General features: G+C 54.6%; 21 protein-coding genes. 9 read left to right on the top strand and 12 right to left on the bottom strand.

Annotated features, from left to right (window positions below; all coding sequences use genetic code 11):
- The first annotated feature begins 36 nt into the window (after positions 1-36).
- Entirely contained in the window at positions 37-1,311 is a 1,275-nt protein-coding gene (locus VRC33_RS10310; RefSeq protein ID WP_338563499.1) for a Glu/Leu/Phe/Val dehydrogenase, read from the top strand.
- Between the two features lie 96 nt (positions 1,312-1,407).
- Here the strand turns inward: VRC33_RS10310 and VRC33_RS10305 are convergent, their stop codons facing one another.
- The 3 genes from VRC33_RS10305 to VRC33_RS10295 all read right to left on the bottom strand — a co-directional run bounded on the left by VRC33_RS10305 (position 1,408) and on the right by VRC33_RS10295 (position 3,112).
- Entirely contained in the window at positions 1,408-1,827 is a 420-nt protein-coding gene (locus VRC33_RS10305) for a hypothetical protein (RefSeq protein WP_338563497.1), read from the bottom strand.
- Positions 1,828-1,945: 118 nt separating this feature from the next.
- Positions 1,946-2,392, bottom strand: a complete 447-nt coding sequence (locus VRC33_RS10300; RefSeq protein ID WP_338563495.1) for a DUF441 domain-containing protein — start codon at positions 2,390-2,392, stop codon at positions 1,946-1,948.
- Positions 2,393-2,476: 84 nt separating this feature from the next.
- Positions 2,477-3,112, bottom strand: coding sequence for an aspartate/glutamate racemase family protein (locus tag VRC33_RS10295; RefSeq protein WP_338563494.1), 636 nt, complete (start codon positions 3,110-3,112; stop codon positions 2,477-2,479).
- Positions 3,113-3,360: 248 nt separating this feature from the next.
- Between VRC33_RS10295 and hpxO the strand changes: the two genes are divergently transcribed.
- Positions 3,361-4,518, top strand: coding sequence for an FAD-dependent urate hydroxylase HpxO (hpxO, locus tag VRC33_RS10290; RefSeq protein WP_338563492.1), 1,158 nt, complete (start codon positions 3,361-3,363; stop codon positions 4,516-4,518).
- Positions 4,519-4,671: 153 nt separating this feature from the next.
- Here hpxO and dcp read toward each other — a convergent pair whose 3' ends face one another.
- From dcp to guaD, 5 genes are read right to left on the bottom strand one after another with little or no spacing between them, the layout of a single operon-like run.
- Positions 4,672-6,711 (bottom strand): peptidyl-dipeptidase Dcp, encoded by a 2,040-nt coding sequence (gene dcp, locus VRC33_RS10285; protein ID WP_338567630.1) that lies wholly within the window; start codon positions 6,709-6,711, stop codon positions 4,672-4,674.
- 59 nt (positions 6,712-6,770) lie between these two features.
- The gene (gene xdhC / locus VRC33_RS10280) at positions 6,771-7,544 is read right to left on the bottom strand and encodes a xanthine dehydrogenase accessory protein XdhC (RefSeq protein ID WP_338563490.1); all 774 of its coding nucleotides are present in this window, start codon (positions 7,542-7,544) and stop codon (positions 6,771-6,773) included.
- Entirely contained in the window at positions 7,534-9,900 is a 2,367-nt protein-coding gene (gene xdhB / locus VRC33_RS10275) for a xanthine dehydrogenase molybdopterin binding subunit (RefSeq protein WP_338563488.1), read from the bottom strand. The genes xdhC and xdhB overlap by 11 nt, the downstream gene beginning before the upstream one ends.
- On the bottom strand, positions 9,890-11,332 hold the full coding sequence (gene xdhA, locus VRC33_RS10270) for a xanthine dehydrogenase small subunit (protein ID WP_338563485.1): 1,443 nt from the start codon (positions 11,330-11,332) through the stop codon (positions 9,890-9,892). The genes xdhB and xdhA overlap by 11 nt, the downstream gene beginning before the upstream one ends.
- Positions 11,329-12,660, bottom strand: a complete 1,332-nt coding sequence (gene guaD, locus VRC33_RS10265; protein WP_338563483.1) for a guanine deaminase — start codon at positions 12,658-12,660, stop codon at positions 11,329-11,331. Before guaD ends, xdhA begins: the two co-directional genes overlap by 4 nt.
- Positions 12,661-13,060: 400 nt before the next feature.
- On the opposite strand from guaD, the gene ydfG reads away from it, so the two are divergent.
- Complete coding sequence (ydfG, locus tag VRC33_RS10260) at positions 13,061-13,807, top strand: bifunctional NADP-dependent 3-hydroxy acid dehydrogenase/3-hydroxypropionate dehydrogenase YdfG (protein WP_338563481.1); 747 nt, start codon at positions 13,061-13,063, stop codon at positions 13,805-13,807.
- 84 nt (positions 13,808-13,891) lie between these two features.
- Here ydfG and VRC33_RS10255 read toward each other — a convergent pair whose 3' ends face one another.
- Positions 13,892-14,224, bottom strand: coding sequence for a YnfA family protein (locus VRC33_RS10255; RefSeq protein ID WP_338563478.1), 333 nt, complete (start codon positions 14,222-14,224; stop codon positions 13,892-13,894).
- Positions 14,225-14,353: 129 nt separating this feature from the next.
- Here VRC33_RS10255 and VRC33_RS10250 point away from each other — a divergent pair, with 129 nt between their 5' ends.
- Positions 14,354-14,701 carry a DUF1283 family protein gene (locus VRC33_RS10250; RefSeq protein ID WP_338563475.1) on the top strand — a complete coding sequence of 116 codons (348 nt, stop codon included), beginning with the start codon at positions 14,354-14,356 and terminating at the stop codon, positions 14,699-14,701.
- Positions 14,702-14,761: 60 nt separating this feature from the next.
- Positions 14,762-15,055 (top strand): DUF1161 domain-containing protein, encoded by a 294-nt coding sequence (locus VRC33_RS10245; protein WP_338563472.1) that lies wholly within the window; start codon positions 14,762-14,764, stop codon positions 15,053-15,055.
- Positions 15,056-15,105: 50 nt separating this feature from the next.
- On the opposite strand, the gene VRC33_RS10240 is transcribed toward VRC33_RS10245, so the two are convergent.
- Complete coding sequence (locus VRC33_RS10240; RefSeq protein ID WP_338563470.1) at positions 15,106-16,560, bottom strand: MDR family MFS transporter; 1,455 nt, start codon at positions 16,558-16,560, stop codon at positions 15,106-15,108.
- Between the two features lie 329 nt (positions 16,561-16,889).
- Between VRC33_RS10240 and VRC33_RS10235 the strand changes: the two genes are divergently transcribed.
- The 4 genes from VRC33_RS10235 (at position 16,890) to osmV (ending at position 20,347) form a co-directional block, all read left to right on the top strand.
- A complete protein-coding gene (locus tag VRC33_RS10235) occupies positions 16,890-17,603 on the top strand; it encodes an ABC transporter permease (RefSeq protein ID WP_338563468.1) in 714 nt (237 codons plus the stop codon).
- Between the two features lie 90 nt (positions 17,604-17,693).
- Complete coding sequence (locus tag VRC33_RS10230; protein ID WP_338564233.1) at positions 17,694-18,551, top strand: glycine betaine ABC transporter substrate-binding protein; 858 nt, start codon at positions 17,694-17,696, stop codon at positions 18,549-18,551.
- Between the two features lie 9 nt (positions 18,552-18,560).
- Positions 18,561-19,208: an osmoprotectant ABC transporter permease OsmW gene (gene osmW, locus VRC33_RS10225; protein WP_338563466.1), complete on the top strand. Its 648-nt coding sequence runs from the start codon at positions 18,561-18,563 to the stop codon at positions 19,206-19,208.
- Positions 19,208-20,347: an osmoprotectant ABC transporter ATP-binding protein OsmV gene (gene osmV, locus VRC33_RS10220; RefSeq protein ID WP_338563463.1), complete on the top strand. Its 1,140-nt coding sequence runs from the start codon at positions 19,208-19,210 to the stop codon at positions 20,345-20,347. Before osmW ends, osmV begins: the two co-directional genes overlap by 1 nt.
- A 47-nt stretch (positions 20,348-20,394) precedes the next feature.
- Here the strand turns inward: osmV and bioD are convergent, their stop codons facing one another.
- Positions 20,395-21,063, bottom strand: coding sequence for a dethiobiotin synthase (gene bioD, locus VRC33_RS10215; RefSeq protein ID WP_338563460.1), 669 nt, complete (start codon positions 21,061-21,063; stop codon positions 20,395-20,397).
- 126 nt (positions 21,064-21,189) lie between these two features.
- A complete protein-coding gene (locus VRC33_RS10210; protein WP_338563458.1) occupies positions 21,190-22,407 on the bottom strand; it encodes an ROK family protein in 1,218 nt (405 codons plus the stop codon).
- Positions 22,408-22,415 lie beyond the last annotated feature (8 nt).

Below are 22,415 nucleotides of genomic sequence, written 5' to 3'. Positions count from 1 at the left end.
TAGCAGTACATTTAACTAATTAAAGAAAGGTTTGTTATGGATAAGCTATCTTACATTTCGGAAGGCAGCACAACGGCCTGGTCAACTTACTTACAGCAAATCGACCGCGTGGCACCCTATCTCGGCGAACTTAACCGCTGGATCGATACCCTTCGTCGGCCTAAACGCGCGCTGATAGTCGATATCCCGCTACAGATGGACGACGGCACCATCCGCCATTTCGAAGGTTTCCGCGTACAGCACAACCTCTCGCGCGGGCCGGGGAAAGGGGGCGTCCGTTACCATCCCAATGTGGATCTGAATGAAGTGATGGCGCTGTCAGCCTGGATGACCATTAAATGTGCTGCGGTAAACCTGCCTTATGGCGGGGCTAAAGGCGGGATTCGTGTCGATCCTTTCAAGCTCTCCGAAGATGAGCTGGAACGCCTGACCCGCCGCTATACCAGTGAGATCGGCCTGATTATCGGCCCGCAGAAAGATATTCCCGCACCGGATGTCGGCACCAATGCCAAAGTGATGGCCTGGATGATGGATACCTACTCCATGAACCACGGCACCACTATCACCGGCGTTGTCACCGGTAAACCTATTCATCTGGGCGGGTCTCTGGGACGTGAAAAAGCCACCGGACGGGGCGTCTATATCACTGGCCGTGAGGTCGCGCGTCGCTCAGGGATTGAAGTTGAAGGGGCGAAGATTGCCGTGCAGGGCTTTGGTAATGTAGGAAGTGAAGCGGCACGTCTGTTTGTTGAAGCTGGCGCGCGCGTCGTGGTGATTCAGGATCACTCCGCCACCCTTTACAATGCCGGGGGCATAAACCTGACCGCGCTGAGCGAATGGCAGCACAAAAATAAGGTCATTGCTGGTTTCCCTGGTGCAGAAGAGATCGACAGCGAAGCTTTCTGGACTACACCGATGGATATTCTGATCCCGGCCGCGCTGGAAGGTCAGATCACCCGCGAGCGTGCCGAAGTGCTGAGCTGCAAGCTGGTGCTTGAAGGTGCCAATGGCCCGACCTATCCCGACGCCGATGATATGCTGACGTCACGGGGCATCACCGTGGTGCCGGACGTGATCTGTAACGCCGGTGGCGTAACGGTCAGCTACTTCGAGTGGGTACAGGACATGGCCAGTTTCTTCTGGAGCGAAAGTGAAATTAACAATCGCATGGACAAAATCATGACGGAAGCCATGGTGCATGTCTGGGACAAAGCCGGAGAGAAAGAGTGCAGCCTGCGCACCGCAGCCTATATTGTGGCCTGTGAACGTATTCTGATGGCCCGTAAAGATCGCGGTATTTATCCGGGTTGACTGGGTGAGAAATGGGGCGGAGCAATCCGCCCTTGTTTGCCAATGTCCACAACCTGCCCATTGCACCACCGCGACAGGTCATCAACACCCTGCCCGTTATTCCGCCTGAGCGGCAGCTTCGGCAGCGTCGTATTCGGTTTTGAAAACTTCGTTTTCTTCCGTTAAGCGGATGGCGGCTTCAATCATCTCATTCTGCATCAGCGTGGTTGAACCGCCACTGGTGCGCCAGTGGATATACAACACGCACAGCGCCGCAACCTGGAGCATATCGTTTTCACGCCCTGTGCCCTCGAAGCCATACTCTTCATCTGACCAGCGATAAACCTCTGCCACAAACGGCATCGCGCCGTTCTCATCCAGCTCGGGCAAGGTGGCAAACAGTTCCAGCATCTCCGGGGTGGCAACATAACTCTGGCGCCCTACCGCATCCAACTGCTTGCCACGCGCGCGCGCATTGTTAGCCTGTTTCGCTTTCACTTTGGCGCGTTTTGCACGTTTGTCCTGTTTATTGCTCACTGGTGATACCCCGTATAAAAAAAGAGCGCAATCATAGCAGACGGGCCCGTAGAAATCAGTGCGCGCCTCTACCTGGGTATGACCACCCGAACCAGGATTTTAAAAACGTGCCGGCCGTTTACATCTTGCCGATAAACAGGGAAACCAGACCCGCGGCAATCAGTGGCCCAACAGGCACGCCACGAAACAGGGATACCCCAATGATGGTGCCTATCAATAAACCGCCGACCACGCTGGGCTGGCTGCTCATCAGCGTAACGCCGCGTCCGCCTACCCAGGAAACAAAAATGCCAATGCCGATAGCCAGCAGGGATTTCCAGTTGAGAAATGAATGCATCAGCGTGGTCGTTGGGATGGCCCCGCTGGCGATGGGCGCCATTACGCCGATGGTAAGAATAATGATCCCCACCGTGACCCCCTGCTTTTCAATCCAGGGAAACATGGCGTTCAGAGGCGTCATTCGCACTACAATCAGCGTCAGTAAGGCTATGGCTACGGTCATGTTGTGGCTGAAATAACTCAGGCCAGCCAGAAAAAGCAGGATAAATAAAGTCAGATCGAACATGGGATTTCCTGGTGAAGCAGAACCTAACGTATTGGACATTCAGCTTAAAACACTTTTCCCCTGCTGTTCTGACTTTTTTGCAGGTCACCAGGTGGCTTCGATTGCCGCCTGCAGCACAACCTGCGGCCCGGTCAGAACGGCCAGCGTACTGTGGATATATTTTTCTGCCCCGGCCATCGAAGCCTGAGCCAGCACGATACAGCCCAGCGCACACTCAGGACGCTGCTGAATATAGTGGGCAATCTCACGGTGGTAGGCTTCAATGTCGCCGTCATTAAAGTATGCCCAGGCTCGGGGGATTAGCTCCACGGCCAGCCTGTCGCCGGTGACAAAGGCAGCGAAGAGATGTGTAGTGGATTCCAGGGTACTTTGCGCGGTGCACAGCACCAGAACAGAGCCGTGATAACGTGACGCCGCTTTTGCCAGCGTGGCATCGATCCGCAATACGGGTTTGCTGAACTGCCTGGCATCCCAGGCGACCACACCCAATGTGGTGCAGGTGACAATCACCGCATCAGCGTGCTGGCATAACTCTTCAATGGCCTGCCGGACATGTTCCGCAATTTCAGGCGTGACTTCGCTGGCTTCTACTGCCTGGTCCAGCCACTGGCTTTCGACCCGATGCAGCAACTCAACATCCTCAAATTCAAGCGCATTCAGCGCTTCTTCAAAAACAGCGATGTTACTTCTTGCAGCATGCAGACAGGCAATAATGGCCATAATGGCGTCTCCGGATAAGCTGGAAAGTCACTGTGACAAATATCCTTCTCTTTGCCAACTTGTTGCTGCACTTAATTGCAGTCGTTTCATTATCAGCTCACCAACATAGTGCAATGCCTCCTGATAATGCAGGGATTGCATGAAACCATCGTTTCATAGCGCTGAAATCCCCCATGTAATCAAGCTCCGGAGAACTTCGGAAACTGGTACAAAAATTGCTTCATCCTTAAGAGATAAAGGAGAGACAGATGAAAGCAATAGTAATTGGTGCCGGTATCGGCGGCATGTGCACGGCAATAGCCCTGCAGCGTTTTGGCATAGAGTCTGAGGTGTATGAAGCCGTTAAGGAGATCAGGCCGGTTGGTGCGGCGATATCCGTCTGGCCAAATGGCGTCAAGTGCCTGAATTTTCTCGGGATGAAAGAAAAACTGCGCCAGCTTGGCGGCCCGATGCACTCTATGGCCTATCACGACTGGCAGACAGGCACAACGCTGACCCGGTTCAGTCTTGAACCTCTGGTTACCGATTCGGGTGAACGTCCTTACCCTGTTGCACGGGCCGCGTTACAGGCAATGTTGCTGGATACTTATGGCCGCGAAAAAGTGCAGTTTGGCAAACGTGTTGCCCGCGTGGAGCAGGACGAAAATGGCGTGACGGCATGGTTTGAAGATGGCAGCCGGGCCCAGGGCGATTTACTGATTGCCTGTGATGGCACCCACTCCGTGGTACGCCAATATGTGCTGAACCGAACCGTTGAACGCCGTTACGCCGGCTATGTGAACTGGAACGGGCTGGTGGACATTGATGAAAGCATCGCCCCGGCACAGCAATGGACCACCTTTGTCGGTGAAGGAAAGCGGGTTTCGCTGATGCCGGTGGCCAGTAATCGTTTTTACTTCTTCTTTGATGTGCCGCTGCCTGCGGGGCTTGACGAAGATCGCAGCACCGTCCGTGAAGATCTGACCCGCTACTTTACTGGCTGGGCCGGACCGGTACAAAAACTCATTGAGCAGATCAATCCCGACACCACCAACCGGGTAGAAATTCATGATATCGATCCCTTCCCGGAACTGGTTAAAGGCCGGGTAGCGCTGCTGGGGGATGCAGCCCACAGCACCACGCCCGATATTGGTCAGGGGGGATGTGCGGCGATGGAAGATGCGGTGGTGCTGGCCAATAGTCTGCAGACGAATTCGCTGGGCATTGAAGACGCCCTGCTGCGCTATCAGTTTAAGCGCGCTGACCGGGTGAAAGATCTGGTGCTGAAGGCCCGTAAACGCTGCGATGTGACCCACGGCAAAGAGATGGACGTCACGCAGCAGTGGTATGAAGATCTGAAAAGTGAAACCGGCGAACGTATTATCAGCGGCATGTGCGACACCATTCAGGGTGGCCCGCTGGCCTGAATTCTGGGGAAATGACCGGTGATTGTCACTATGGCGAACTGGCCTTAATAACAGGAAGAAATGCAGCATTATTCATTGTTGCGTGCTGGCCTGAAGCTACCGGGGCGAAGTGCCGCCCCGGCTTTTACTTTCCAGCCTTTAACGCAGGGCTGATTACTCTTTCAGCCCACGGTTAATCAGCATCGGTTCAATCTCCGGATCATGACCGCGCCACTCTGCATACAGCTGCCTGAGATCCTCGCTGTTACCCCGTGAGAGTATTTTCTCCCGGAAAATCTGACCGTTTTCGGCGGTCAGACCGCCCTGCTCGTTAAACCACTCAAATCCATCGTCTGCCAGCATCTGCGTCCAGATATAGGCGTAGTAGCCTGCGGCATAGCCATTTCCCCAGATATGCTGGAAATAGCTCGAACGGTAACGAGGGGGGACCTGCGGCAGATCGATGTTATCAGCCTGTAAGGCACTTTTTTCAAAGCTGGCCACTTCCTGTTGAGGGGCATCAGCCGGCAGGCTGTGCCAGTGGAGATCCAGCAAGGCGGCGGCCAGCAGCTCGGTCATGTCGTAGCCTTTATTGAACCTGCTGGCTTTCACCAGCTTGTCCCGCAATGCCTGAGGCATGGGTTCGCCGGTCTCACAGTGGCGGGCATAGTGGCTAAACACCTGCTCATTGCTGGCCCAGTGTTCATTGATTTGCGAAGGGAATTCGACAAAATCCCGGGGTGTATTGGTGCCGGACAGGCTGGGATAGCGCTGCTCAGCAAACAGGCCGTGCAGGGTATGACCGAATTCGTGAAACAGGGTGATCACGTCATCCCAGGAGATCAGTGCAGACTGGCCTTCCGGAGGTTTGGTGTAGTTGCAGACATTATAAATCACCGGTTGCGTGCCGAGCAGGCGGGACTGGTCGACGAAGTTACTCATCCAGGCCCCGCCGCCCTTGCTCTCTCTTTTGAAAAAGTCGGTGTAGAACAGCGCCATCGGCAGACCATTTTTGTCGATGATCTCATACACGCAAACGTCCGGATGCCAGACAGGAATATCGCTGCGCCGCGCGAAGGTGATGCCAAAAAGCTGCGTGGCAGCGTAGAACACGCCGTTTTCCAGCACGCTGGTCACTTCAAAATAGGGTTTGATCTGACTTTCATCCAGATCGTATTTCTCAGCACGAACCTGTTCGGCATAGAACAGCCAGTCCCAGGGCGCCAGGCTGAAGCGCTCTTTACGATCGATTACCGCCTGAATATCTGCGGCCTCTCTTGTGGCACGACGGGTGGCCGCGGGAACGATAGCCCGCATAAATTCCAGCGCTGCCTGAGGCGTTTTCGCCATCTGATCCTGCAATTTCCACTCAGCAAAACTGCTGAAACCAAGCAACTGCGCCTGCTGCGCACGGACAGCGGCGAGTTGCACTATCAGCTGGCGGGTGTCGTTAGCATCGTTTTTTTCAGTGCGTCGCCAGGCATGATCGAACAAGGCTTCACGCGTTTCCCGGTTTCCAAGGTTCTGCAAAACGGGCTGCTGCGTAGTGTTTTGCAGTGCCAGCCACCACTGGCCCTGCAATCCACGCTCGGCGGCGGCCTGGGCCGCCACGGCCAGCTCAGCCGGACTCAGGCCAGCCAGTTGCTCCTGATCGGTAATAATCAGTCCCCCGGCTTTGGTCCCGGCCAGCAGACGGTTAGTGAACTGCGTGCTCAGCGTGGCAGCCTGCTGATTCAGGGCTTTCAGTTCGGTTTTTTGCTGTTCGGCAAGACTGGCACCCGCAAGCTGAAATTTTTGCCAGATGACCTCTGTCAGCCGCAGCGCTTCACCGGATAAACCTGCGGCATCGCGCTGCTGGTAAACCTGATCAAGGCGGCTGAAAAGCTTGCTGTTAAGGTGGATTTCGTCATTCAGTGCCGCAAGCCGGGGCGACATCTCTTCATCCAGCGCCTGTAAAGTGGCATTGGTGTTGGCGGAAGTCATGGCACCAAAGACATTTTCCACGCGCCGCAGCATTAACCCGCATTTTTCCAGCGCCTCAAAGGTATTTGCAAAACAGGGAGCCTCAGGATTATCCGCCAGCTGCTGCACTTCTTCGCGCTTCTGGCGTATCGCTTCTTCCAGCGCCGGACGATAATCCCGATCGCTGATCTTATCAAAAGGCGGTGCCTGGTAAGGCAGAGTACTGGCCTGACTGAACGGGTTGGCTTGCATCGCTGATCTCCTTGTACTGGTTGAACTCCAGCATAGGCTGATAATCCCGTCAGGCCAACTCAATCAGCCCGTTGATAACAGGCAATGATTTCTCCCGCTATCGCTACCGCAATCTCGGCCGGGAGTTTACCGGTCACATCCGGTAAACCAACCGGGCAACGCATAGTGTCAAGCTGCTGGCGGCTGAAGCCTTTGCCCTCCAGCCGGTATTCAAAGCGCTGGCGTTTTGTCTGCGATCCGATGACGCCAAAATAGCGGTAATCGCCACGTTTAAGGATATGCTCACAGAGTTCAAGGTCACGGGGATGATGATGAGTCATCACCACATAATAGCTGCCCTTGGGCATCAGGCTGACCTGCTCGGTGGGGTCTTCAGAACAGCAGACAGTTACGCCATCAGGCACGCTGGAGAACTGCTCAGCCCGTTCATCCACCCAGGTTATGTGACAGGGTAACGTCGCCAACAGCGTCACCAGCGCCTGTCCGACGTGGCCCGCGCCGAACACCACGATTTGGGGCTGTGCCTGTAAAAGAGGCTCAAACAGCACGGTGGTCATGCCGCCGCAGCACTGTCCCAGCCGCGCACCAAGGTTGAAATGTTCGCTGCGTGTTGTGGACTCACCGGTTGCCAGCATCTCTCTGGCGGTGGCGATACACTGAAATTCCAGATGCCCTCCACCAATTGTCAGCCAGGTTTTGTCCGCCGTAACCACCATTTTGCTGCCACGGTCACGCGGCACCGATCCTTTTTCATCCAGCACCGTCAGCAGAACGCAGGGTTTGCCTTTTTGCTGAAGCTGGGTCAACACGGTTATCCAGTTATCAGGATGCATCAGACACCTCCTGCCTCAGCCTCTCTGCTCCCCAGAACACCCTTTCCGGCGTCGCCGGGGCATCCAGCAAAGGATGCTGCTGATAATTGCCCACGCTGGCAACCGCATCCTGCAGGGCGCACCAGGCGGCAATCCCCAGCATAAAGGGGGGCTCACCCACGGCTTTGGAGTGAAACACAGTCTCTTTCGGGTTTTTACGGTTTTCTACCAGCGTTACACGCAGATCGGCAGGGACATCGCCAATGGCCGGGATTTTGTAGCTGGCCGGGCCGTCAGTCATCAGCCGCCCTTTCTCGTTCCACACCAGCTCCTCACAGGTCAGCCAGCCCACCCCCTGCACGAAACCGCCCTCCACCTGACCGATATCAATTGCCGGATTCAGTGAAGCTCCCACATCATGCAGAATATCCGCGCGCAGCAAACGATATTCGCCGGTCAGGGTATCGATAATGACCTCGACACAGGCAGCGCCAAAGACGAAGTAGTAGAACGGCGTGCCGCGCCCGGCCTGACGATCGTAGTGAATGCCGGGGACTTTGTAATAGCCGGTGGCGGAAAGCGGCACCTGATTCAGCCAGGCCATTTGCGCCACGTCCGGGAAGGTAAAGTAGTGCTCTCTGACCCTGACGATCCCATTGCTGAAGCTTACGTCATCAGGCTGGCACTGGTGCAGCCTGCACAGCATTTCTGTCAGCCGGTCACGCAGGATCTCAGCGGCATTCTGTGCCGCCTTGCCGTTCAAATCGGCACCGCTGGAAGCCGCTGTCGGCGAGGTATTGGGCACTTTGCCGGTGTCAGTCGCGGTGACCTGAATCTGGTCGACGTCGATTTGCAGCACTTCGGCCACAATCTGCGCCACCTTGGTATTCAGCCCCTGACCCATTTCTGTGCCGCCGTGGTTCAGTTGAACCGTACCGTCGGTATAGATCAGGATCAGCGCGCCCGCCTGGTTCAGGAAACTGGAAGTAAAGGAGATGCCAAACTTCACCGGCGTCAGTGCCAGGCCGCGTTTCAGCCAGGGACTGCCGCTATTGAACGCCTGTATTTCCTTGCGCCGGGCCGCATAAGAAGAGCTGGTTTCCAGCGTTTCGGTCATCTCGTCTAACAGGTTGCCCTCAACCTGCTGGTGGTAATGGGTGATGTTGCGATCCTGCTTGCCATAGTAGTTCCGCTTGCGGATTTCCAGCGGATCAAGCCGCAGTTCACGGGCAATATGATCCATAATTTGCTCAATCGCCACCATGCCCTGTGGGCCGCCAAACCCGCGATAGGCGGTGTTCGAGGCGGTGTTGGTCCGGCAGCGATAGCCGGTAATCAGAGCATCACCGAGGTAATAAGCGTTGTCCGCGTGGAACATGGCGCGGTCGATAATTGAGCCGGAGAGATCCAGCGAATAGCCGCAGTTTCCCGCCAGGTCTATTTTTACGCCGCAAAAACGACCGTCCTGATCCACGCCAACGTCGTAACGGACATAAAACGGATGTCGTTTGCCGGTCATCTGCATATCATCCCGCCGCGCCAGGCGCATTTTCACCGGACGGTTAGTGAGCCTTGCCGCGACGGCGCACAGGCAGGCCACACCAGCCGCCTGAGTCTCTTTGCCGCCAAATCCGCCGCCCATGCGCCGCATATCAATGGTGACTTTGTTCATGGTCAGCCCCATGACTGAGGCGACCAGCTTCTGTACCTCGGTCGGGTTCTGGGTGGAGGAGAAAACCTGAAGTGACCGGTCTTCGCCGGGGATCACCATCGCCACCTGAGTTTCCAGGTAAAAATGTTCCTGGCCGCCAATATGAAATTCTCCCTTCAGCCGGTGAGTTGCCCGCGCCAGCGCGGCCCCCGCATCTCCCCGCTGATGAACATGCGGCTGCTGGACGAAGTGCTGCTTTTCCAGCGCCTCTTTCACATCCAGCACCGGCGTCAGCACTTCATACTCAATGATTGCCGCTTCGGCAGCCTGACGGGCTGCGTCTGGCGTTTCAGCCGCCACCACCAGCACCACCTGGCCGACATACTCCACCAGCTCCTTCGCCAGCAGCGGATCGCCAGGCTCCAGCGGGCCGATATCCAGCTCGCCCGGCACCTGTTGCCAGGTCACTACCTGCACCACACCCGGAATGGCGTAGCAGGGTTCAGTATTGATGCCGAGGATGCGGGCATGAGCGTGAATACTCAATTTTGGACAAAGGTGAAGCAGGCCCGGCAGTTCCAGCTTGTCATCGATGTAGAGGGCTTCACCCGAGACATGTTTGTCCGCGCTCTCATGCTTATTGCTCTTGCCCACACCGCTCTGGATCCCTTCGCGGTACTGGCGGGCAATCACTTCTGCGGCAACCTCTGGTCGGTTATGAGACATAGCGTGATACCTCCAGTACGTTGAGTTCATCTGTCTGCGAGGCGTAATAGCGGCGTAACAGATTTTTAGCGATTTGCAGGCGATAGGCGGCGCTGGCCCGAAAATCGCTCAGCGGGGTGAAATCCTGTTCCAGTGCGGCACAGGCCTTTTCAACGGTCGCGAGCGTAAAGGCTTTGCCGGTAAGCGCATTTTCACACTGGGTGGCGCGGCGGGCGGTTTCAGCCATACCGCCGAAAGCAATTCTCGCCTCTGTAACGATGCCCGAAGCGTCAGTATCCAGTAGAAACGCGGCAAAAACGGCAGAGATATCATCTTCCAGCCGTTTAGAGACTTTCCAGGCACGGAAAGATTGTGACGCGGTCACTTTTGGAATGCTTACGGAGCGAATAAACTCCCCGGGTTCCAGCGCTGTTTTGCGGTAAGAGAGGAAAAAATCACTGAGCGGAATCCGGCGAATCTGCTGCCCTTTCTGTAAATCGACAGAGGCATTAAGCGCCAGCAGCATCGGCGGGGTGTCACCTATCGGCGAACCGTTAGCAATGTTCCCTCCCAGCGTTCCCTGATAGCGGATTTGCAGCGAAGCGAACCTTTCCAGCATCGCTGCAAATTCTGGAATTTCATCCGCAAGCAGCCGGTAACAGTGATGCAACGAGGCACCCGCCCCCAGTATTATGCCGTCCGGGGTGATCTGGCAGGCTTTGAGTTCATCGATCTGCTCCAGAGCAATAATCATGGGTAACGCTTTATAATGCTGTGTCACCTGCAGCGCCAGATCGGTCCCCCCAGCAAGCAGCGTGGCCGTGGGATTTTCTGCCAGCAGGTCCGCCAGTTGTGCCACCGTTTTCGGCAGCAAACAGGTGTTTCCATTCAGCGTCAGGGTCTGGACATCTGTGGTTTTAAGCGCGTTGAGCCGCGTCACTGTGGCAGCTTCCTGCTGTTGAAAACGATCGACTAAAGGCGCTTCACAAACCTGACGCGCCGCCTCAACAATGGGACGATAGCCGGTACAGCGGCAAAGATTTCCCGCCAGCGCCTGCTCTGTCTCCTTATGCGAACCGCTACTGTTTTTTTGCAGGGTGAAGATCGACATCACAAAGCCTGGCGTACAGAATCCACACTGTGAGGCGTGGCAATCCACCATTGCCTGCTGAACGGGATGCAGCTCATCTCCCTGCTTTAAATCCTCAACGGTGATCAGCTGCTTCCCCTGCAGAGTGCTGACAAATGTCAGGCAACTGTTGGCGGTCTCAAAGACCATTTTTCCGTTTTCCACATGGCCCAGCGTCACGGTACATGCGCCGCAGTCGCCGGAAGCACAGCCCTCTTTGGTACCGCAGCGCCGCTGATTCTGACGAAGGTAGTTCAGCACGGTAAGATTGGGATCGAGCTCGTGTTCGGTCACTAAGGTCTGGTTCAACAGAAACTGGATCATGCGGCTTGCTCCTGACGGTGAGTCTGCCAGACGCACTGGCCATTAACCCAGGTTGCGGCAATATTGCGGTCGTCGCCCAGCGTCATCAGGACAAAGAGCTTTTCCCAGATATCCCGGCTGTTGGCATGGCGCATCTGTTGCAAAGCGGAGACTGCCGGATCCAGTACGACAAAATCGGCCTCTTTACCGGCCGCGAAGTTACCAATGCAGTGATGCAAGTCCAGCGCCTGCGCGCCGCCCAGCGTGGCGTGGTAAAATGCCTCACAGGCGCCCAGCTTATAATTTTGCAATTGCCCCACCTTGTAGGCTTCTCCCAGCGTTTCCAGCATGTTGAAAGTGGTACCCGCGCCCACATCCGTGCCGATACCCAGCTTCACGCCTTTATCCCAGCAGGTTTTCAGGTTGAACAGGCCGCTCCCCAGAAACAGATTTGATGTCGGGCAGAAAGCCACGGCAGATCGCGTCTGGTGCAGGCAGTCCCACTCCTGATCCTCCAGATGGATGCAGTGCGCGAAAACGCTACGCGGACCCGTCAGGTGATACTGGTGGTAAACATCGAGATAGCTTTTATGCTCCGGAAACAGGGATTTAACCCACTCGATCTCCTGCGGGTTTTCGCTGAGATGGGTGTGCAGCCAGGTATCCGGATACTCCTCTTTAAGCTGCCGGACTTTCTCCAGTAGCGCCGGGGACGAAGTGGGTGCAAAACGCGGCGTGAGGGCATAACTCAGGCGACCGCGATTGTGCCAGCGCTCAATCAGCTCACGGGTTTGCTGGTAGCTTTGCTCAGGGGTTTCGGTCAGGTAGTCAGGGGCGTTGCGATCCATCATCACTTTGCCGGCGATCAGCCGCATTCCCAGCTGGCCGGCAGCGCTGAACAACGCATCAACCGATTCCGGATGGACAGTGCCAAACACCAGCGCGGTGGTCGTGCCGTTGCTTAACAGCTGGTGCAGGAAAAATGCCGACATTTTGGCGGAGTGCTGCGGGCAGTGATACTGGCTCTCTACGGGGAAGGTGTACTGCTGCAACCACTCCAGTAGCTGTTCACCAAAGGCCCCGATCATTTCTGTCTGCGGATAGTGAATATGGGTATCAACAAATCCCGGCACGATCAGTTTGCCAGGGTAATGCTGGAGGGCACTCTCATCGGTCAGTTGATGCCGCCCCGCCTCCCAGGTTTGCAGCGAGACAATCTTCCCGCCATTGAGTAACAGCAGACCATCTTCAATGTAGCGGGCGTGTTCGGGTAACTGCTGTGGTGTCTGCACAACCGCTTTAATATCAAAAAAACTGCCGCGAATAGCCTGAGTGTATAGTGCTGACATAACGCTTCCTGTAGAGAAGTTCTCTCATTTGTTATTGCAGGTGATGACCTTTAATTCAAATTGCAAGAGTTATGCCAGGTGGGAATTAACTGTAAATCCGTTATTTTTCATAAGCTTATATTTTATTTATTCAGATAGTCCGCACTTAATCCAGGTAATCGTATGCGCAACCGGTTGCCTACCTGCGCAAACGGTTGCACTGAGAAAGTATTTTCAGGCAGGGTGTGAATTTTACTTTTCATCAGGGAAGCAGCGCCCTTAAATAAAGCATTTACCGCAATTAACGCACCAGCAGTGTGCAACCTTTTCAGGTTTATAAATCATAACCTTTTGGTCCTTATCAGCCTCCTGGGGAAATGGTATGGTGGCTGAAACCCAAAATATGTTGAGGAACAGTGAGATGATTGTATTTGTTACTGGTGCTACTGCGGGCTTTGGTGAAAGCATTACCCGTCGCTTTATCGCTCAGGGGCATAAAGTGATTGCCACAGGCCGCCGCCAGGAGCGTTTGCAGGCCTTAAAAGAGGAGCTTGGCGAATCGCTTTATACCCTGCAACTGGACGTGCGTAACCGTGCCGGTATCGAAGAAGCGCTGGCCAGCCTGCCTGCAGACTGGCGCAACATTGACGTGCTGGTAAACAATGCGGGTCTGGCGCTGGGGATTGAACCTGCGCACCGGGCCAATATTGATGACTGGGAAGCAATGATCGACACCAATAACAAAGGCCTGGTTTATATGACCCGTGCTGTACTGCCTGCAATGGTGGAAAGGGATGTCGGCCATATCATTAATATTGGTTCTATTGCCGGAAGCTGGCCTTACGCGGGCGGAAACGTCTACGGCGCAACCAAAGCTTTTGTGCGTCAGTTCAGCCTGAATCTGCGTACCGATCTCCACGGCACCGCGTTGAGAGTGACCGATATTGAGCCAGGTCTGGTGGGCGGTACCGAGTTTTCCAACGTCCGCTTTAAGGGTGACGATGCCAAAGCAGACAGCGTGTATGACGGTGCAGTGCCATTGACCGCAGAAGATGTCACCGAAGCGGTATTTTGGGTAGCGACATTACCCAAACACGTCAACATCAATACGCTTGAAATGATGCCTGTAGGTCAGACGCTGGCCGGTCTGAAGGTTCATAAGGGCTAATCGGGCCTATTTTCCGGGGGAAGAAACAGTTTTCCCCCGCTTCCTTTCCCAGATACCCACGTTGATTTCTGCCTCTTTAAAACACTAAGCCTTTCCCCAGCCCGCAACGATAATCAGCATACCGGTGAAAGCCACTCCTGCCCCAAGCCAGTCATAGTGGCTGAGCCTGATACCGTCGACGAAGCGTAACCACAGCAGCGCCGTCACCACATATACGCCACCATAGGCGGCATAAACGCGCCCGCTCGCGGCAGGATGCAGGGTCAGCAGCCAGACAAACAGCACCAGGCTGATGGCAGCAGGCACCAGCAACAGTACAGATCCGCCTTTTTTGAGCCACAGCCAGGGGAGAAAACAGCCGGTGATTTCGGCCAGTGCGGTAAGAAAAAACAGCAGCGTCGTTTTACAAAACAGCATAAAAACTCTCTGAAACTTCAATGAAGATAAGGGCCGACTGGTGAGCCCTTTCCAGCAGATGATATACTTATTATTGCAGTTGCAATGGCTACATGAATAGTGGTTAACAACCGAAACAAGGAAATGACGATGAAACAATGGCAAAAACATCTGAGCAAGGCCGCTCTGCCGCTGGTGCTCTTTGGCGCCTTGTTCAGTATGCAGCAGAGTGCTCAGGCCCGCACCGACCGGCTGATTATTCAGGATGGCGATAACGCCCTGAGTAACGAGGAAGCGCGTCAGGACAAAGAGCAGTGGGATGAAACCCGCCGTCTGCGTAGCAAGGTTAATACGCGCGTTGAAAAGAATTTTGATAAAGCCGATCGGGCAGTGGATACCCGCGATGCCTGCGACGAGAGCCTGAACGTCAATGCTTACTGGGAACCTAATACGCTTCGTTGCCTGGATCGTCGCTCAGGACGTCCGGTTACGCCCTGAACAGGGTGGACTGCTATAGTTAACGCAACGTCGATCGTATTTGCTACATAGGATGTCAGGATGAAATACAAAAAGTTACTGGCCGCTGCTTTGATCATGGCCGCACCGCTGGCCGCTCAGGCCTCTTGTGAAACGGTCAAAGCGGATATCAATCAGAAAATCATTAACAATGGCGTGCCGGCGGGGGATTTTTCGCTGGAAATTGTGCCGAACGATCAGGCCGAACAGGCGGGTGGTCAGGTGGTTGGCCATTGTGAAAATGATTCACAGAAGATTGTCTATAAGCGTAACGGTGCGGACAACGATGCCGTGCCAGCCAGTACGGGAACGTCTCAGGATGCGCCCTCCTCATAAGCAAAGGGGGCGAGCCTTTCGCCCCCCGCAGCCCCTTCTGTTATCCAGACTCAGTGCGGCTTAACCGCCGGGATCATCCTGGCAACCAGCAAACTCGCCACAGCAATGCCTACCGATACGGCAAATACCCAGTGCAGCGAAAAGGCAATTTCACTCACCATCTGATGCAGATTAAGGGTGCTCAGCGCTTCCCGCTGAGGCTGGGACATGATCTGCTGTACCGGATCGTTGTAATGCGGTAACCGCACCATCAGGTTGTAATTCAGCACGGCTCCCATTATGGCGGTACCCAGCGCGGAACCCAGCATCCGGCTGAACATGATCGAGGCGGTACAGATGCCCCTGATATGAAACTCTGCCGTGTTCTGTACGGCAATCAGAAATGTGGTGCTGGTCATCCCCATGCCGGTGCCGATCACGAAAGCTGAAAAACCGGCGTGCAGCACGGAACTGTTGTGGTGCAGCGTCAGCAGCATTGCTGTGCCGATGATCAACAGGACCGAGCCCAGCTGCGCGGTAAAACGGTATGAGGTTCGCTGCATCAGTCTGCCGCTGAGCGTACTGGCCAGCGGCCAGCCAATGGACATCATCGCCAGCGCAGTACCCGCCTGTAACGGAGTGCCGCCATTCACCCCCTGGATCCAGGTAGGCAGGAAGGCGCTGATCCCCATCATCGCCGCGCCAATAATCAGATTACCGGCGTTGCCTGCCACCAGCGTGCGGTTACGCCAGATCGCCAGCGGGAACAGCGGCTCACGGCTGACTTTTTCATGCCGCACCAGGGCATACCCCGCCACGAACGCCAGCGCCAGCAGCGCCACAACCCAGTAGCCTAAAGTTTCCGCCTGTAATAAGGCTGTCAGCAAAGCAGTAACGGTCAGCATTAACCAGGCGCTGCCGGTCAGATTAAGCTTTTGTGTTTTTCCTTTATGGGATTCCGGAAACCATCTTGCCAGCATCAGCATCGAAATAATGCCAACCGGCACATTGACCCAGAAGATCAGCGCCCAGTTAAAATGCTGCACAATCCAGGCGCCGGTCAGAGGCCCGGTGATGGCCGCAATGCCCCACACGCTGGAGAGCCAGCCCTGAATACTGGCGCGCTCTTTGGGAGGATAGACATCGGCAATAATGGTGGAGGTCAGCGGCATAATAGCCCCTGCGCCCAATCCCTGAACGGCACGAAACAGGATTAACCAGCCCATATGTGAAGCAAATCCGCACAACACAGATCCGATCAGAAACAACGACGTGCCGATGAAAAAGACCCGTTTTCTTCCCCATAAGTCCGCCAGCCGCCCATAGATCGGCACGCTGACGGCCTGGGTTAGCAGATAAATAGAAAACACCCAGCCAAACTGCGAAAACCCACCGAGTTCCGCAATGATGGTCGGCATAGCTGTGGCGACAATGGTGACTTCAATGGCCGCCATAAACATTGCCAGCATTGCGGCAACCAGAATCCAGTGGCGGTGTGTAACCTGGTGTTGGGCTGTTTCAGACATAGTTATCCTTTATTCGACTCCTCTTATTGTGGCCTGGATTTACCGGCAGAGTTTCCTGATAGTGCTTTTTTTAACAAGATAATTGTGACAACGTCACTGACAGGTCGATGAAATATTTTCATTGAAGGCAGGCCAGTGCCGGCAAGGGTTTTAAGCGGATAGGGTAAAAACTATCTTACTGATTTCTGGCCTGAAACTGGCAACTCTATGGAGAGGCTGCTATAGATTTAAAGGCGCTTTCTGACTCTTTATCCATAAAAAGCGTTTAACGTGGTCTTTTTTACCGTTTCCGGCACCTCCAGTGCGGATTTTCAGGGAGAATGGAATTCATGCAAAACAAGCTCCTGCGGAAGGCAGCACTTGCCGTGCTTTTCCTTGCCGTAATTATTGGCTTACTGGTTTACGGCCTTGGGTTAGAGACCATCAAAGCCCGTCAGGTCGATCTGCTTTATCTGGGTAAGCAACATATGCTGCTGGTGTTCTGGTCTATGCTGTTCGCCCTGCTGGTTGGCATTCCCAGCGGCATCGCACTCAGCCGCCCTGCTGCCCGTAAATGGGCGGAATACGTGATGCAGATTTTTAACATCGGTAACACCCTGCCGCCTCTGGCCGTGCTCGCCCTGGCTATGGTGATTATTGGTATCGGCGAGCGTCCTGCCATCATCGCCCTGTTCCTCGCTTCCCTGCTGCCCATTGTACGTAATACCTATGCCGGCCTTTGCTCTGTGCCCGTTTCTTTAATCGAAGCCGCCAACGGCATCGGCATGACTAAAATGCAGCGTCTGCGTCAGGTTGAACTGCCTGATGCCTGGCCTGTGATGCTTTCCGGTATCCGTGTGGCTACTGCCATCAATGTGGGTACCGCTCCCCTGGCATTTCTGATTGGCGCCAGCAGCTACGGCGAGCTGATTTTTCCCGGTATCTACCTCAACGACTTCCCCACCTTGATTCTGGGTGCTGCGGCTACGGCGCTGTTCGCGCTGGTGCTGGATATGCTGCTGGCTGGCCTTGGCCGCCTGTTAAGCCCTCACACGGCCGTATAGAAGAACAACAAGGAGCTGAATATGGCTAAGGCCTTCACTTTTCCCCGCTGGATCCAGCATACCGCCCTTGCGCTGGGTGCAACGCTGGCGATGAGTTCCACCCTCTTTGCCGCTGAGCCCATCGTGATGACCACAAAGAGCTTCACTGAGCAGCACATCCTTTCTGCCATGACCACGCAATATCTGCGTAAGAAAGGTTTTCAGATCGAGCCAAAGACCAATATCGCGACCACTATCGGTCGTAACGCGATGATCAACAAACAGGTCGATATGACCTGGGAATATACCGGCACCTCGCTGATTATCTTTAATCACATCAGTAAGCCGATGTCCTCCAAAGAAGCTTATGAAACGGTCAGGAAGCTTGATGCCAGACTGGGTCTGATCTGGCTGAATCCGGCCCCGATGAACAACACCTACGCTTTTGCTATGCAGCGTAAACGGGCTGATGACGAGAATATTGATACCCTGTCTCAGCTGGTGGCCAGAATTGAACAAGTTCGAAAAAACGACCCGGATAATAACTGGATGCTGGGTCTGGATCTGGAGTTTGCAGGGCGTTCCGACGGGCTGAAACCGCTGCAAAAAACCTACAATATGCCGCTGGATCGGCCACAGATTCGTCAGATGGATCCGGGGCTGGTTTACAACGCGATTCGTGATGGCTTTGTGGATGCCGGCCTGGTCTATACCACTGATGGCCGTGTGAAAGGGTTTGATCTCAAGGTGCTGAAGGATGACAAAGGATTTTTCCCAAGTTACGCCGTAACGCCCGTGGTCACCCAGGCCGCGCTGGATTCTCATCCGGGCCTGGCCGATGCGCTGAATTCGCTCTCTCCTTATATTACCGATGAGGCGATAACGGAAATGAATAAGCGCGTTGATGTTGACCATCAGTCTCCGCAGAAAGTGGCGGGTGATTTCCTGAAATCCAAAGGCTTACTCTAAGGAGGCAGTATGGACACTATCCATTATATTATTGATAACTGGAGTTATTTAGCCTCACTGACCTTTCATCATCTCTGGCTGGTGGGCCTGGCAGTGGGGATGGCTATCCTCATCGGCGTGCCGCTGGGCATTCTGATTGTCCGCTACAAATGGCTGGCAACGCCGGTACTGGGTCTGGCAACTATCGTACTGACCATCCCTTCTATTGCACTGTTTGGCCTGATGATCCCGCTGTTTTCGATGGTCGGTCAGGGGATTGGGGTGTTGCCTGCTGTCACGGCCGTATTCCTTTATTCACTGCTGCCTATAGTCCGCAACACCCATACTGCGCTGGAGAATATTCCACCCGGATTGCGTGAAGCAGGACGCGGCATTGGTATGACTTTCTGGCAGCGTCTGAGCTGGGTTGAGATCCCTATGGCGTTGCCGGTCATTTTTGGCGGCATCCGTACTGCTGTGGTGATGAATGTTGGCGTGATGGCGATTGCGGCCGTTATTGGTGCGGGTGGGCTGGGGCTGCTGCTGCTGGATGGCATCAGCGGCAGTGACATCCGTATGTTGATTGCAGGCGCTCTGATGATCTGCCTGCTGGCAATTATTCTTGACTGGCTGCTGCACCGTTTGCAGCTGGCGCTGACTCCGAAGGGGATTCGATAATGATAAAACTGGAAAACCTCACCAAAACCTTTACGCAGAAGAACGGCACCTCTCTGAATGCCGTCGACAACGTCAGCCTCAACGTGCCGGAAGGTGAAATGTGTGTACTGCTCGGCCCTTCCGGCTGTGGTAAATCCACTACCCTTAAAATGATTAACCGCCTGATCCCTTCCACCAGTGGCCGCATTTTGATTAACGGAGAAGATACCAGCGGCCAGGACACGGTGACCCTGCGCCGTAACATTGGTTATGTTATTCAGCAGATTGGTCTGTTCCCGAATATGACCATCGAGGAAAATATTACCGTGGTTCCGCGTATGCTGGGCTGGGATAAAAAACGCTGTCGCGACAGAGCCAGTGAGCTGATGAGTATGGTGGCACTGGATCCTAAAACCTTTTTGCAACGCTATCCGCGTGAGATGTCGGGTGGCCAGCAGCAGCGTATCGGCGTTATCCGCGCGCTGGCTGCGGATCCACCGGTTCTGCTGATGGATGAACCTTTTGGTGCGGTGGACCCCATTAACCGTGAAGTGATCCAGAATGAGTTTCTGGATATGCAGCGCCAGCTGAAAAAAACGGTCATGCTGGTCAGTCATGATATTGATGAAGCGCTAAAGCTGGGCGATCGCATTGCGGTATTCGGTCAGGGAAAAATCGTGCAGTGCGCCAGCCCGGATGAGTTGCTGGCAAAACCGGCGAACGAATTTGTAGGCTCCTTTGTGGGTCAGGACCGGACGCTGAAACGCCTGCTGTTAGTCAATGCCGGAGATGTCACCGATCAACAACCCACCATCACCGTCAGAAAAAGCACCCCGCTTACCGAGGCCTTTGGCATGATGGACGAGAATGACATGCGATCTATTACCGTGGTTGATGATGACGGTAAGCCACTGGGCTTTGTGAAGCGTCGTGAAGCGCGTGGCGCTCAGGGTCAGTGTTATGAAATGCTGAACAAATTCACCGTTACCGGACGGGCGGAAGAAAACCTGCGTGTCGTGCTGTCAAAACTCTATGAACACAATCTGGTCTGGATGCCGATTGTCGATGAGGATGGCCGCTACAGCGGAGAGATTTCGCAGGATTATATCGCAGACTATCTGAGCTCTGGCCGTACCCGCCGGGTTCTGAACGCAGGTTGATTCTGATCTAAAGCAGGCAGCGGCGATCCCGTCGCCGCTGCTGTTCATCAAAGGCCCAGTGGGCCAAAGTGCAGATATTTTGCCAGTTCACGCGTTTCTGCCTTGGGCAGATAGGGTAATTCACCCAGGATCGGAGCCGGAATTTTACCGATCAGCACATCAATAATTTCCGCATAGTGCGCCAGTCCGGGATTAATGCGGTTGGCGACCCACCCCATCAAAGGCAATCCGTCGTTGATTATCGCTTCTGCCGTCAGTAATGCATGGCTGATACAGCCCAGTTTGATGCCCACCACCATAATCACCGGGAGTTTCTCTTCTGCTACCCATTCTGACAGTGGCCTCATATCGTTCATCAGGCTGCGCCAACCCCCCGTTCCTTCTACTACGACATGATCAGACTGTGCAGACAAAGCCCGCAGTCCGTTGCTCAGCGTCAGGAAATCGACTGACGTTTCACGGCTTGTACTCACTTCATCATCCACAACCGTGACCGGATTGATCGCGGTATAGGGCAAAACAAGCGAGGAGGAGGATTGCAGAACCAGCGCATCTTTATTTCTTGGCCCCTCTTCCGTCTGCTGGCTGCTCTTGGCAACGGGTTTGTACCCTGCCGTCCGTTTCCCTCCCTCTGAGAGCTTTTGCAGGAGTGCACGGCTGACCACTGTTTTCCCCACCTCGGTATCGGTGCCAGTGACAAATATCTGCTTCAACATGCTGCGCTCCACCGGCTGATGCCGACCATATTGATTAAAAAGTGTTAACTGTCAGGAGCGGCTATGGTAAGTCACGGAGGAGAGAACCGGTTTGCGTTAGCGCAACATTTTGACACTCTTTGCTTATCAGCCCTGCAGCAATTTCACCAGAAGAGTGCCGTTATACAGGGCATCTTTCACCAGAGCAGCGCCGGGCATGGTGCCGACATTGTAAAATTGCGTCGGTTCGACTTCTATTTGCTGGCTGTAATCGGGTAAAGACTGGCGCTGAATGCAGTCGGAAATGGCAGGAAACAGAATTTCACTGGCCTGGTTCAGGGGAGAACCAATCAGAATTTTTTGTGGATTAAACAGATTAACCATGATCGCCACGATACGTCCCACACTTTGCCCCACGCCGGCGATCAGTTCTCTGGCCAGCGGATCGCCCTTGATTGCGGCATCACAAAGTGAATCAAGTGTAAGCGGCGCTTCACTCAGCAGGGTATGTGTGGCAGTGAGTAAACGCTGATTCGCCAGTTCCAGCAAATTTTCGCTGCTGGCTACGGTTTCCAGGCATCCGTGATTCCCGCAGTAGCACTGCTTACCCTGTGGATCGACCTGAATATGACCGATCTCCACCAGCGTACTGCTGCCGTTATGCAACAGCCTGCCGCCGCTGATAACCCCGGCCCCTACCTGATGATCAATCACCACCTGAATGACGTTTTTAGCCTCCTGCGAGGCGCCAAACAGTGATTCGGCAAGGGTCCAGGCGCAGACATCATGCTGGATATAGACCGGTAGTCCGCTGCGTTTTTCCAGCTCTGGCCCCAGGGGCATATCGGTAACCTGGTAGAAAGGCATACGGTGAACGATGCCGGTGCGGGCGTTCAGAATGCCGGGTAAGGTGATGGCAATCGCGGTCAGGCGTTCCAGCCTTTGCTGATGGCGAATAAAAAAGGCGTCAATCACGGCAACGATACGGGTGAGCAAAGGATCGCTGGCTTCAACGGGTAACGGGCAGAGATCCTCAACCACCAGCTGGCTGCTTAAATCCCTTAAGGCCAGGGTAATTTCCCCATTGCCAATGCGCACTGAAAGATAGTGCCAGGCTTGAGTATCCAGGATTAGACCCACGGCAGGCCGCCCACGACTTCCGGCTTCCTGAAACTCGGTTTCCTGCACCAGGTGGGCTTCAAGCATCTCGCGAACAATTTTAGTGATGCTGGCGGGCGCCAGCAGCGCTTTTTTGGACAATTCAATACGCGAAATGGGACCAAACCGATCGATCAGCCGATAAACTGCCCCTGCGTTTGTCTGTTTGATCTGGTCGATGTGGCCAGGCTGACCGTCCGCTATCACACCCCTGC

The sequence above is a fragment of the Erwinia sp. E_sp_B01_1 genome, from assembly GCF_036865545.1.
GTDB lineage: Bacteria > Pseudomonadota > Gammaproteobacteria > Enterobacterales > Enterobacteriaceae > Erwinia.
The sequence above is the reverse complement of the archived record's forward strand: the minus strand, read 5'-3'. Positions and strand labels throughout refer to the sequence as shown.

Coding starts and splice junctions, on each gene's coding strand:
- VRC33_RS10310 (WP_338563499.1), top strand. CDS start 37: ATGGATAAGCTATCTTACATTTCGGAAGGCAGCACAACGGCCTGGTCA.
- VRC33_RS10300 (WP_338563495.1), bottom strand. CDS start 2,392: ATGTTCGATCTGACTTTATTTATCCTGCTTTTTCTGGCTGGCCTGAGT.
- VRC33_RS10295 (WP_338563494.1), bottom strand. CDS start 3,112: ATGGCCATTATTGCCTGTCTGCATGCTGCAAGAAGTAACATCGCTGTT.
- hpxO (WP_338563492.1), top strand. CDS start 3,361: ATGAAAGCAATAGTAATTGGTGCCGGTATCGGCGGCATGTGCACGGCA.
- dcp (WP_338567630.1), bottom strand. CDS start 6,711: ATGCAAGCCAACCCGTTCAGTCAGGCCAGTACTCTGCCTTACCAGGCA.
- xdhC (WP_338563490.1), bottom strand. CDS start 7,544: ATGCATCCTGATAACTGGATAACCGTGTTGACCCAGCTTCAGCAAAAA.
- xdhB (WP_338563488.1), bottom strand. CDS start 9,900: ATGTCTCATAACCGACCAGAGGTTGCCGCAGAAGTGATTGCCCGCCAG.
- xdhA (WP_338563485.1), bottom strand. CDS start 11,332: ATGATCCAGTTTCTGTTGAACCAGACCTTAGTGACCGAACACGAGCTC.
- guaD (WP_338563483.1), bottom strand. CDS start 12,660: ATGTCAGCACTATACACTCAGGCTATTCGCGGCAGTTTTTTTGATATT.
- ydfG (WP_338563481.1), top strand. CDS start 13,061: ATGATTGTATTTGTTACTGGTGCTACTGCGGGCTTTGGTGAAAGCATT.
- VRC33_RS10255 (WP_338563478.1), bottom strand. CDS start 14,224: ATGCTGTTTTGTAAAACGACGCTGCTGTTTTTTCTTACCGCACTGGCC.
- VRC33_RS10250 (WP_338563475.1), top strand. CDS start 14,354: ATGAAACAATGGCAAAAACATCTGAGCAAGGCCGCTCTGCCGCTGGTG.
- VRC33_RS10245 (WP_338563472.1), top strand. CDS start 14,762: ATGAAATACAAAAAGTTACTGGCCGCTGCTTTGATCATGGCCGCACCG.
- VRC33_RS10240 (WP_338563470.1), bottom strand. CDS start 16,560: ATGTCTGAAACAGCCCAACACCAGGTTACACACCGCCACTGGATTCTG.
- VRC33_RS10235 (WP_338563468.1), top strand. CDS start 16,890: ATGCAAAACAAGCTCCTGCGGAAGGCAGCACTTGCCGTGCTTTTCCTT.
- VRC33_RS10230 (WP_338564233.1), top strand. CDS start 17,694: ATGAGTTCCACCCTCTTTGCCGCTGAGCCCATCGTGATGACCACAAAG.
- osmW (WP_338563466.1), top strand. CDS start 18,561: ATGGACACTATCCATTATATTATTGATAACTGGAGTTATTTAGCCTCA.
- osmV (WP_338563463.1), top strand. CDS start 19,208: ATGATAAAACTGGAAAACCTCACCAAAACCTTTACGCAGAAGAACGGC.
- bioD (WP_338563460.1), bottom strand. CDS start 21,063: ATGTTGAAGCAGATATTTGTCACTGGCACCGATACCGAGGTGGGGAAA.